At 58.5% G+C, this 10,492-nt stretch carries 13 protein-coding genes; 4 read left to right on the plus strand and 9 right to left on the minus strand.

What is annotated here, in order from left to right:
• Positions 1 to 25: 25 nt before the first annotated feature.
• From Q0601_RS21210 to Q0601_RS21240, 7 genes are all read right to left on the minus strand, one after another.
• The gene (locus tag Q0601_RS21210) at positions 26 to 583 is read right to left on the minus strand and encodes a S26 family signal peptidase (protein WP_305291905.1); all 558 of its coding nucleotides are present in this window, start codon (positions 581 to 583) and stop codon (positions 26 to 28) included.
• Positions 580 to 1,113: a DUF2840 domain-containing protein gene (locus tag Q0601_RS21215; RefSeq protein ID WP_305291906.1), complete on the minus strand. Its 534-nt coding sequence runs from the start codon at positions 1,111 to 1,113 to the stop codon at positions 580 to 582. Before Q0601_RS21215 ends, Q0601_RS21210 begins: the two co-directional genes overlap by 4 nt.
• Positions 1,114 to 1,365: 252 nt before the next feature.
• Positions 1,366 to 2,223, minus strand: coding sequence for a replication initiator protein A (locus Q0601_RS21220; protein WP_305291908.1), 858 nt, complete (start codon positions 2,221 to 2,223; stop codon positions 1,366 to 1,368).
• Between the two features lie 8 nt (positions 2,224 to 2,231).
• A complete protein-coding gene (locus Q0601_RS21225; RefSeq protein ID WP_305291909.1) occupies positions 2,232 to 2,501 on the minus strand; it encodes a helix-turn-helix transcriptional regulator in 270 nt (89 codons plus the stop codon).
• A 169-nt stretch (positions 2,502 to 2,670) separates the two neighbouring features.
• On the minus strand, positions 2,671 to 3,213 hold the full coding sequence (locus tag Q0601_RS21230; protein ID WP_441848437.1) for a DUF2285 domain-containing protein: 543 nt from the start codon (positions 3,211 to 3,213) through the stop codon (positions 2,671 to 2,673).
• Position 3,214: 1 nt separating this feature from the next.
• Positions 3,215 to 3,481, minus strand: a complete 267-nt coding sequence (locus Q0601_RS21235) for a transcriptional regulator domain-containing protein (RefSeq protein WP_305291911.1) — start codon at positions 3,479 to 3,481, stop codon at positions 3,215 to 3,217.
• A gap of 144 nt (positions 3,482 to 3,625) precedes the next feature.
• On the minus strand, positions 3,626 to 3,889 hold the full coding sequence (locus Q0601_RS21240; RefSeq protein WP_305291912.1) for a DNA -binding domain-containing protein: 264 nt from the start codon (positions 3,887 to 3,889) through the stop codon (positions 3,626 to 3,628).
• Between the two features lie 446 nt (positions 3,890 to 4,335).
• Here Q0601_RS21240 and Q0601_RS21245 point away from each other — a divergent pair, with 446 nt between their 5' ends.
• Together Q0601_RS21245 and Q0601_RS21250 are read left to right on the plus strand one after the other, a co-directional pair.
• The gene (locus Q0601_RS21245) at positions 4,336 to 4,593 is read left to right on the plus strand and encodes a helix-turn-helix domain-containing protein (protein ID WP_305291924.1); all 258 of its coding nucleotides are present in this window, start codon (positions 4,336 to 4,338) and stop codon (positions 4,591 to 4,593) included.
• A gap of 970 nt (positions 4,594 to 5,563) precedes the next feature.
• Positions 5,564 to 6,340 (plus strand): Fic family protein, encoded by a 777-nt coding sequence (locus Q0601_RS21250; protein ID WP_305291913.1) that lies wholly within the window; start codon positions 5,564 to 5,566, stop codon positions 6,338 to 6,340.
• A 69-nt stretch (positions 6,341 to 6,409) separates the two neighbouring features.
• On the opposite strand, the gene Q0601_RS21255 is transcribed toward Q0601_RS21250, so the two are convergent.
• On the minus strand, positions 6,410 to 6,814 hold the full coding sequence (locus Q0601_RS21255; protein ID WP_305291914.1) for a single-stranded DNA-binding protein: 405 nt from the start codon (positions 6,812 to 6,814) through the stop codon (positions 6,410 to 6,412).
• A gap of 1,032 nt (positions 6,815 to 7,846) precedes the next feature.
• Here Q0601_RS21255 and Q0601_RS21260 point away from each other — a divergent pair.
• Entirely contained in the window at positions 7,847 to 8,788 is a 942-nt protein-coding gene (locus Q0601_RS21260; protein ID WP_305291916.1) for a DNA-processing protein DprA, read from the plus strand.
• A 13-nt stretch (positions 8,789 to 8,801) separates the two neighbouring features.
• Complete coding sequence (locus Q0601_RS21265; RefSeq protein WP_305291917.1) at positions 8,802 to 10,067, plus strand: hypothetical protein; 1,266 nt, start codon at positions 8,802 to 8,804, stop codon at positions 10,065 to 10,067.
• Between the two features lie 198 nt (positions 10,068 to 10,265).
• Here the strand turns inward: Q0601_RS21265 and Q0601_RS21270 are convergent.
• Positions 10,266 to 10,492: transposase domain-containing protein (locus Q0601_RS21270; protein ID WP_305291918.1), on the minus strand; the 227-nt coding region annotated here is incomplete at its 5' end.

The following is a 10,492-nucleotide window of genomic DNA, read 5'->3' on the forward strand; positions in this document are numbered from 1 at the left end:
CCTTCTTCTGTGGTTGGTAGGAGGTTCAACGGCGCGGTGATGTCGATGCCGCATGCAAATCATGGCGATGCTGACCATGGTCGTCGGTCCAGAGCGGGACCGCGCGACCGATGACGGAACGGGCGGGGAGTGGACCGAAATAGCGGCTGTCGAGACTGTCGCGGACACGCGTATTCAGCAGGAATATCTCATCTGCACCAATCACCCGGCAGCCCTGCCAGACCGGCAGGGCGCGGCCCTGGCTGTCGCGGGACAGTGCCGCTGCGACCTCGATGCCGTTGATCGTAACCGTGCTACCGGATCGGCAGACCTCCTGCTCCGGCAGTGCCGCGATATGCTTCATGAGCGGCACATCGGCACCGGCGTAGCCGCGTGCGGTGATGAACCGTTCCAGTGCATCGGGCGGTTCAACCGCGACCATGTCGCCGACGGTCAGGGTGTCGACGGGTCGCAGGGCATAGATCCCGATGGGCACGCTGGCGGAGGCGTTCCAGATCACCCGCGGGATGATGTCGAGCAATGACAAAGCACCAATGGCGCATAGCGCGAAGCCGGTTGCGGCGAGATAGGCAGCCCGCATCATTGCGTTCCCCCTCCCCACCCGTGCGGAAGATCGAGGCTCACCTTCCGGCGCTTCAGCCAGGCGGCATGCCTGGCCCTGGTATAGGTCCGGAACGGTTCGCCCGCAGCGATCCGGTGATGGAGATGCCGCCAGTGCTCGGGTGAAACCTCGCAGGGGTCGATCCCCAGCGCCTCGATGGCGTCGATCACCTGCAGCACGCGCTCGACCTTCGGCCAGCTGGTGATCCGCAGCAGGAGCTCCGCACCGGGATGGACGAAAGGCAGGATCTGGAATGGTTCGCCGCGACTGACCGCCCGCAGGATGTCGAGCCGCGATACCACGGTGCCGAATTCGTTCCCCGCCCAGCGTATCAGCGCGAATACGCTGCCCGAGGTGAAACCGACGCGTTTACGGCTGCCATCAATCCGATGCTCATGGCAAGACCGCCCGAAACGCAGCCAGTGCTCGACCTTCTTCTTCTCCCAGATCAGCTCCACGAGCGTGATCGGGACGGAGTCGGATCTCCCGGTTTCATGGGCGCGGGTGGTCATTCTCCGCCCCCGTCCATGTTGCTGCCATTCCACGGATCAGGGGTCGAACTGATGCCTGGCCGGGGGTTATCCACCAACCGGCGCGCCTCTACCATGTTAGGATCCCTGGAGTTAGGGAAGTTAGGAGAGGCCGATTTTTCCGTGCATTTCCAGTTTTCTATCTGGCATCGCGGTTCCCGATAGTACGAGGATCGGGTTCCGGATAATACGTGTCGGAAGGTTCCGGATAGTACGGGATGTTCCACAGCTTATTCACATTCCGATCCCACTGCCTGGGGGCATGCGGGGATCCCTGTCATGAGGTTGAAAACACAGCCGCTGCAGCCCGTCGGAACCGGGAATAAGCGACAGGCGATAGCCGGGCAGCGGCTGGCGGGCCACCATGGCCCGGATCTCGAAGGCGAAGCGTTTGAAGGGGGACAGGCTGCCGGATTTCAGGTGCAGATGCCGGAGATCGAAACTCCAGCCCCCGGGCTGCCGGCCGCCGTGACGGCGCACCAGCCGGTAAAGCCAGCGCTCCAGCCCGCCCGTCAGATCGAAATAGGCCCGGTCGATGGTCAGAACCAATGTCTCGTCCATCACCCCGGCATAGAACCAGTCCGGCAGGATCAGCTCGATTCCGAGCGGTCTGCGCCGGTCATCCAGCCGCTCCTTCCATTCGTTGATCCAGGAGAAACGGTGCCGCCACCGCGCCGCCGGCTGGCGGATCGAGGTGGCAACGGTCGTCGCCTGCAACCGGTCGAGTGCGGCTTTCAGGCGGTGATATCCGAGCCCGGAATCGGTCCGCCCGATGAAAGTGAGAATCTCGTAGGGCGTCGCGGCCATCAACCGGGAGGTCCGCAACCCGTTGTCACGGGCCTCGACGATCTGGCTGGCGGCCCAGATCAGGATATCGGCATCCCAGATCGTCGCCATGCCATGTTCGGGCGTTGCCTCGACACGGATGGATACCGCGCCCATGCGGAAATCGATCGGCACCACACGCCGCGACTTGGCCAGGGAGAAGAACGGCCAGGACATCAGGTCGCGCGCATCCCGCGCGGCAATGTCGCCGGCTACCGGCCGGAACAGTTCCAGCTGCCGACCGTCATGAATGCGCTGCGCGGGCATCGCGGAACTCACCGCTCACGCCCGATGGCTTTGCTCAGCAGCAGGTCCGGGCTGCGGGCCATTGCCGCCATCTCAGAGGTGGACTGGCGTGCCGCGCCCTCGATCCAGGCCCGCAGATCGGCAACCGTGTAGACGACGCGGCCGCCGAGCTTGCGGTAGACCGGGCCGGTGCCGTCGCAACGGTGCTTTTCCAGCGTGCGTGGCGACAGGTCGAGAAGCCGCGCGGCCTCAGAGGTGCGCACAAAGCGCGGCCAGGTGGGATCGGAATCTTTCGGCATCTTCGGTCTCCGTCGCAAGACCCGCCAGACAAGCGGGATTGCGGCGACAATGGCGCGAGATTCGCGGCAAGCCGGAGTGACAGAATGACAGGGGTGGTTTTCGTCACCCCCCTTGGCACAGGGGAGCACCGCCAGCGGAACCGGCGCAGTGACGGATATCAGGTCAGGATCAGCGGCGGCGGCGCATATCGCCCCGCAGCAGGGTGAGATATTCGCCGCCGATCATGGCCCGCGCCTCGGCAAGGATGCGGGCGAGCTGCCTGCGCTCGGAGGCGGATTTCCATTCGGCGGCGCTCAGTCCGCTGAAATCCGACCGGAACAGGACGCCGGCGATCTCTCGCCTGGATGCCCCGGATGCGGCCCCGTCCCAGGCCCGCAGCATCCGGATGGCCCGGTGCCGCTCGAAGACCGAGAGCGCCTGTAGCGCGGGAACGGGATGGGCGGGCCTGCCGGTCAGCAGCCGCTGAAACCGACTGATGCTGTTCAGGCGGATCATCAGGTCATCATCGAGCGGAACGACGATCGCCAGCCTGATTGAAGATGAACCTTGAGGAAGCCAGAGTTGATGATCGCCATCCGCACCGGCGATAACGCCGTGCAGGCCGTCGGCGACACGGATCACGGATGTCAGGGGCAGATCTGCCGGATCCGGCAGGGAGGGAGCTTCATAGCCTTCAGGAGCCGCGGTGAGGATCAGGGTGGTGGGCGACAGCTCAGGCCGCCAGAGCGGCCGGACCTCCGGAACCGGAAGGGCGGGATCGACCGGGAAACAGCAGGCCCCAGCGGCGGGCCATCCGGGCTATCTCCTTTCCCCTGCCGTGATCGCCGGTTCCAGCCTGCCCGATATGTCGCTCTATCCTGGAATATTCCACGCGATAGTCGCGATTGCGTCTCAGAAACTGGAACGTCATCCGGGCGCGGTCGAGTGTCTTGAACTGCTCGGCATATCGCGGTGATCTCCAGCCGGTGGAAGTGGGCATGCCTCTGTTCCCCATCAAAATGAAATGCGGATCGGGACCGGACTATACGGAAAGAACGCAATACCGTGTAGATTGTATTGGGGAATATGAAACACGCCGGGGCTGTTGCAACGGCGCCGGTGGTGGCCACTGCCCTTCCCTGCCCTATCGCATATGCGGTTTCAGGAGCTGGCGGTAACCGGCTTCGGTCATCCAGCGCGCCCGGGCGAGATGGCTGTCATGCATGCGTTTGGCCCGATCCGGATCGGCCGCGACGTCCAGACCGAACACGATATGCGCCACCTCGCGCCAGTCGGCCCCCTCCTCCGCCGCGTCCAGCAGCCGCAGATAGGTGACCAGATGTCGCTCGTCATAACCCGTCAGCCGGTCGGACTGCGGTGGGGTTTCCTCGAATGCATCAGCAGCCATGTCGTCTCCCCCTATCCGGGATATGCCCGAGTCGGACAATGCACCGATCCCGTTCGCGGGGAAAGGGCCGTTCAGCGTATCGGCTTCTGGTGCATATCGGCATTCCGGGACGAGTATGAAAACACCTCGCCGCTGGCTGCCGACCCGCAGAATCCCTGGAGAACAGGAGGATAACCGCCGAAGGTCCGTGGTCTGTCGCGGCACAACGGGCCGACGGGATCAACTTCCTACACCGCGGCGAGCCCGTCCGGTTTATCAACGGTCGCGGCAATTTCCTCACGCCTGGCCCTGTCCAGGCCATCCTGTTCCTTCTCGACCCGATCGAGACTGCCGCATGGCAGCCCGTTGCAATGGATGTATCCACGTTCATGGCAACCCCGCTGCAAAACTCATTTGTAGAGAATACTCCGTGGTAAAATACTCGGCAAGTCACCGATCTCTCGTTGATGGAGATTCGGGAGATATTCGCGCGAAACCTGCGGGCCGCGCGGCGGGCCAACGGCCTGTCGCAGGAAGAGCTCGCGCATCGGGCGGATCTCGATCGCACCTATATCAGTTCTCTGGAACGCCATATCTACGGTGCCACGATTGATGTCGTCGATCGCCTTGCGCAGGTCCTGGGCATGGAGGCATCGGATTTACTGCAGCGATCGGCGGAGACACAGGAACCGCCCTCCCCGGACCCCGGCAAAGATCAGGCTTGAAAACCCCGGATCACATAAACCAGGAACCGTGGTGAACATGGACAAGCCCGGCGACTGATGCCGCCGGGCCTCTGGCTTCCATTCAGGCCGGGATGTCGCCACCCTCTTTGAACTGGCGCAGGCGCTCGGGATAAGCCATGTCGCACTGGTCCAGCCCGACGACGAGGTCTAAGCCGATTATTCTCCATGACCTCATGTTCTCGGATATTTTCCGACGCAGGGGAAATATACAGGCTAAGCACAGATTACGTTGCAATCGATACGCAACGATATTCTGATAAGAAGAAATTTAGTTTTGTTATAAACGGTTGTTTGCTCTTCGCGCCCATCGAATCGTTGCACAACCCGCTAAGACAACAATCGTTGCGAATTAGATGCAACGAAATCTTGCTGAGCGGATAAAACCATTATATATCCTACAGATAATCGCTCACAATAGCGGAATTACCGTTGCATGACGCTGTCAGATCAAACTATCCTGGACTACATCGCGGAACATCCCGGCGCGGGCCGGGCGGCCATCCAACGCGCGGCTGGACCGAACAATAACCCCACGACTGTCTGGCGCGCGCTGAGACGGCTTGTGGATGAGGGGCGTCTTGAGGTTTCGGGAAAGGGTCGGGCAACAGGTTACACCATTGCCGGATCCGCCGTCGTGCGCGCGCATCTGCAAACGCCATATAACCGGCGTCCGCTCGTGACCTATCGCAGTGAATTCCTTGATGCATATGTGCCGGGCAAAACCTTCTACCTTTCTGAGGCCGACAGGAAGCGCCTGCTTGAGGCCGGGCGGCCCACAGGCGGTCCGATCCCTGCCGGGACATATGCACGGCGAATCCTGGAGCAGCTGCTCGTTGACCTGGCCTGGGCCTCATCGCGCATGGAGGGCAACACCTATGACATCCTGCAAACCGAGCGTCTGATCCGATTTGGCGAGGAAGTCGCGGGAAAGGATCGCAAAGAGGCGCTGATGATCCTGAACCACAAGGAGGCGATCCAGTATCTCGTCGATCATCTCGATGACATCGCGCTTCGGCGCGCCGATCTGTTCGCCATTCATGCATTGCTGTCCGACGGTCTGCTAGGTGATCCCGGCACGGCCGGGCGCCTGCGCGCGGGCGCTGTCGGCATCTCCCATTCAAGCTACAAGCCGGTGGACGATGCGGTCACCATTGGTGAGGAGTTCGATATCCTGCTTGCAAAGGCGGCGGAGATTGTCGATTCGTTCGAACAGTCATTTTTCCTGCTCGTCCATATCCCGTATCTGCAAGCCTTCATCGACATCAACAAACGGACATCGCGGGTCGCCTCCAACATCCCGCTGCTGAAAGCCGATCTCGCCCCCATGTCTTTCCTGACCATGGATGATGCTGACTACATTGACGGGCTGATCGGCATCTATGAGTTGAACAACGTCGCGCTGCTGCGCGAGGTCTATATCGACAGCTATCTCGCGTCCGCGGAAAAATACCGGGTGCTGCGCGCCGAAGTCGAAACTCCGGAAAAGGCGGCACTGACCTACCGCGAATTCGTGCGCGAAGCCGTCCGGCGCTGCGTTCTGGAATTCAAGGCATTCCGCGCAGATGAGGTAATGTCCATGGCCGTCCGGGCCGGAATCCCTGAGGACGATCGGGAGGCGGTGGTTGCGTATGTCAACGAACAGGTGCGCGGCCTTCACGAAGGGAACGCCATCCGCTACCGGCTGCGCCCGGCCGATCTGGACGACCTCATGCGGGAAGGAACATGAGATCGCAGGATATCCACAAAAAATGTGGATAAAACCCGGCGGCGGATGCCGCCGGGCCTCTGCTTCCATTCAGGCCGGGATATCATCTTCATCGATGAACTGGCCGTCATCATCCGTTTCGGTCTGCTTGGCCCGGCTCAGGAAATCGACCGTCTCGGCGATGATCTCGCAGCCATAATGGTTGATGCCGTCCACATCGGTCCATTTCGTGTAATGGATGCGACCGCGCACCATCAGCTTCATGCCCTTCTCGCAGTATTGCTGGACCGTCTTGCCGAGACCGTTGAAGCAGGTGATGCGATGCCATTCCGTGTCCTGGGTCCGGTAGCCGTTTTCGTCGCGGATAACCCGACCTTCCGCATAGCGGGGGCGCGCGGTGGCCAAGGTGAAACGAGTGATGACGCTGCCGCTCTGCGTGGTGCGGGCTTCCGGGGTCTGACCGATATTGCCGGCGAGGATAACGATGTTCTGCATGTGTCTTCTCCGTTGCTTCATCGAAGGGACCATCCCTTCGATGAGACCCGGCCGAGACCGTCGGGAGGCACCTGCAACCGCCGAGCCATCGGCGGCCTGCCCCCAAAGGCCCGGAGTGGTGCGGACAGGCGCTTGCGCCAACACGGTCCTGAGCTGCGGGGGTTGCCGGTGGAAATCGAACGGGCATAGGGGATCGATCAGGAGGAGGGATTGGGGCATTCGATGGCGGATAAGAGAGATCGCAAAGAACGAGTTGCATACCCGCCAGCGACAGCATAACGGCAAGGCCTAAATCCGCACCTACAGCACTGGCACCCGCTCGCTCACCTTTCTGATCAACCTCGCCCTCTGTCTCAAGACGAGGCGTTCGATCCGAGAACGAACAGCCTGTCTGGACAAAGGATGGCATTATTATTGCTTCTACGACGCAAGGCCAATCCGCCGATATTGCGAGGCGGGTAGGAAACTGATCTCCATGGGCATTCGCAGGGAGAAAAGAACCGGACGGCAGCGTAACCAATATGAATGACTGTGAGATCGGCGTCGATGCGTGATTACCGCATCCGGGGGAACAAACTGGAAGCGAGAACGGTGGTTTCATCGAAGACGGTTGCCCACAATGAGCAGGGCCCCGAAGGTCTGGTGGTACCAGCCGCAGGATTTATTCCGTCCACGAACACCGGCAGCGTCCGCGATGCGGAATGAAGTGAGCTTTCGCCGCACGTGCAGCCTTGGTCGGGGGAAGTCGCGGCAATGCGCAGGAAGCGGACACCGTTCCCAAGGGCGTATTGACGGCGTCCCCCGAAGCGTCCGGGCCCACGCGAACCTCCGGGGCTCTCTCTGTAGTTGCGCTGCAGCGTCATGATAGCTGCCATTGTCTGCTGTAGGACAACCTCTTAAAGCGCCCTGCCAAAGGCCGAATCACATAAGTGCGTGACGACCACTTGCCAGGGGCCTTCCTTCCTCCTCTAGTTACAGGTACCGTTCGAGCATCGGTAATGACGCTGTTCTCAGCAGCAGGAAATCTAGCATATGAACAAAGAGCACATATCATTCTTGGCTCTGTGCGATTTACGTGGGGTTGGTTTCGAGACTCTGAAAAAAATCTCATCAGAACGTATCAAATATTCGTCGTTCTTCGATCTTGAGATAAGGCCGGAGCTTACTAAAAATGATGCGTTGAGGACAAAATTCTCAAAGATATTTGAGCACCTAGACACACCGGCCTCTTGCAGCGGGGCCCTCAATGAGGGACGCCGAAAGCTCGATTACTTTGAGCGTCGAGGGGTATCTCTGGTTTTTCGAACTGACGAACGTTATCCTAAACGCCTTTCTGATCTTAACGATCCGCCTCACTGGATTTTCGTTGAGGGGCATATCGAAGCCCTGCAAAGAAATTCAGTGGCAGCCGTTGGCTCCCGAAAAGTGTCGCCTGACGGAAAATGGCTCGCAACTTATTTCGGCTACTGCTTGAAGGAATTGAGTGTCGTAACCGTAAGCGGCTTAGCAGAGGGAATCGATCAAATTGTTCACCGCGCGAGTATAGCGTCTGGGCTTCCCACCATCGCGGTCCTCGGCACAGGGATCTTGCTGAATTATCCCAAGGGGTCTGAAGGTCTCAGGCAAGAAATCATTGATGGCGGCGGCTGCATCGTAACTGAATACCTGCCTAACGACTCCTTCAGCGCTCGCAATTTTGTCCGGAGGAATAGAATTCAAGCTGCACTCGGGGACGTTGTTTTTCCGATCGAGTGGGGTGTAAAAAGTGGAACAGCACACACAGTTAAATTTGCATCCGATTTAAAGAGACCAATCATGTATGCTCGAACCCCGATGCAGGCAGAGCAGGATTGGATACCTTCCAATCTGCTGCACAACTCCGTCCGCCTAACATTACCTCAAGAACACGCCGCATTTCTGAGCTTTTTCAAGGACGGCTTAATTTCTGAGCCCACCCAGAAATCTCTATTCTAAGTGAAGGCACGACATGCACAACCTCAGAGGCATAATCTTCTCTCTCAGCGACGTTCTTGCGCATAAGGGCTCGATAAATCCCGACCTTTTCTTTGAAACAGTGAAACTTTTGAAATTCCTCTTGTCGAAAGGAATACAACCTGTCCTCGTCTCAAACACCACTTGGACTGTCACTATAAAAGATGAGGGTGAGAAGCCTTTTCAAGAGTATCTATCGCAGTTCGTCGGCTCACAGCTTCCCTACTACCAGGGCGGCAGGGATATCGATTACAAGCAATACGCAACCGCCATGCAAGCCATCTTAGACAAACATGGCTGGACTGCTCCGGAAGTCTTCTATGTTGGGAACACACAAGAAGATGTCCAAGCTGCATCCAATGGCGGCTTTCCACTTCTCAACGCCAAGTGGCATGGTGACAATTCTCCGTATGGTTTTGAGTTTGCCTCTGCGAAAGACGTTGCAAGCTTCGTGGACTGCTGCTGCTTGACACCAAAGGATTGGTTCTGGGGCATTGAGGATGGTGGCTTAAGAATCTACTCGATTGCGCCTTTTGCTGAATATTCAAAGGCTTATCCGGAGGGTGCGATTTACTCGTCTGACGCGAAGCAAGCCGTAAAGCAGGATGCTGGCAACATCCGATTCTGGGGTCTCTTGATGGCTGCACGCATTCATTTGTCTGGCATTGGGACAGAAGTTGATTTTGTCGCACCGTATCCCGGCCATAAGCCGACATCCAATAAAACCAAGCTAATGAATGCCGTCGCCGTCGTTTCGGGCTCTCTTCGTGCAAGATATCTATTCGACTTCATAGATCGGCATACCGACGCTGAAAAATCGCAAACACTCAGAAATAACGGAAAGTTGCCATCCGCAAACAATCAGCTATCGACAATCAAGCTAAACCCGACTCCAACAAGGACGGGGCCAAAGCAGCTTAAGTACAAAAACAAGCCCAACATCAAGGATAAGACCGTTCTAGTGGTGGACGACATCTGCACAGAAGGATACTCTTTAGAGGCATCACGCGCCTTCTTTGAGGCAGCTGGAGCAAACGTAATTCTCTTGTCATGGCTTAAAACGCCGGGTCGGAACGACTATCATGCAATTGACGAGATCACCCCAGCTATCAAGCGACCATTCTCAAAATTTTCTCCTACACGTGTCCATGAAAAAATCTACTCAAATTCAGAAAACGTAATAAACTCAAACGCCGATACAGAAATTGCGGAGGCTTACAAGAAGTACGTTTCTTGGGATTGGCCCGCAGGACTTATCTGAAGACCCAAATTATCAGTTATTATCTGCGCTGCTAACGGCAGGTTTTCCGCCCTTCGTGCCGGCCCGGGCGTCGTGCTGCATTGTATACGAAGGGCAACTTTGGGCTGTGACCCGCCGACTGCGCTCGCAGCATCCGAGGCTGGGCCGACCGTCCGCTTTGGGCTCAAGCTGACCTAGTGTAAGCGCTACGGCGTGCCCCTATGCGTCGAGGCTTGACGGCTGGTTGAAGCGCCATGGCATGAGGTCTTCGATACGGCTTTGCGGGTGACCGTCGAGGATGGCGCGCAGGGTGGTGGCGAGATAGTCGACCGGGTTCACGTCGGACATCTTGCAGGTAGCGACCAGCGAGGCGAGCATAGCCCAGTTTTCGGCGCCGACTTCATTCCCGGCGAAGAGTGCATTCTTTCTTGTCAGGGCAATCGGCC

The organism is Paracoccus wurundjeri, assembly GCF_030678915.1.
In the GTDB taxonomy this organism is placed as follows: Bacteria; Pseudomonadota; Alphaproteobacteria; order Rhodobacterales; family Rhodobacteraceae; genus Paracoccus; species Paracoccus onubensis_A.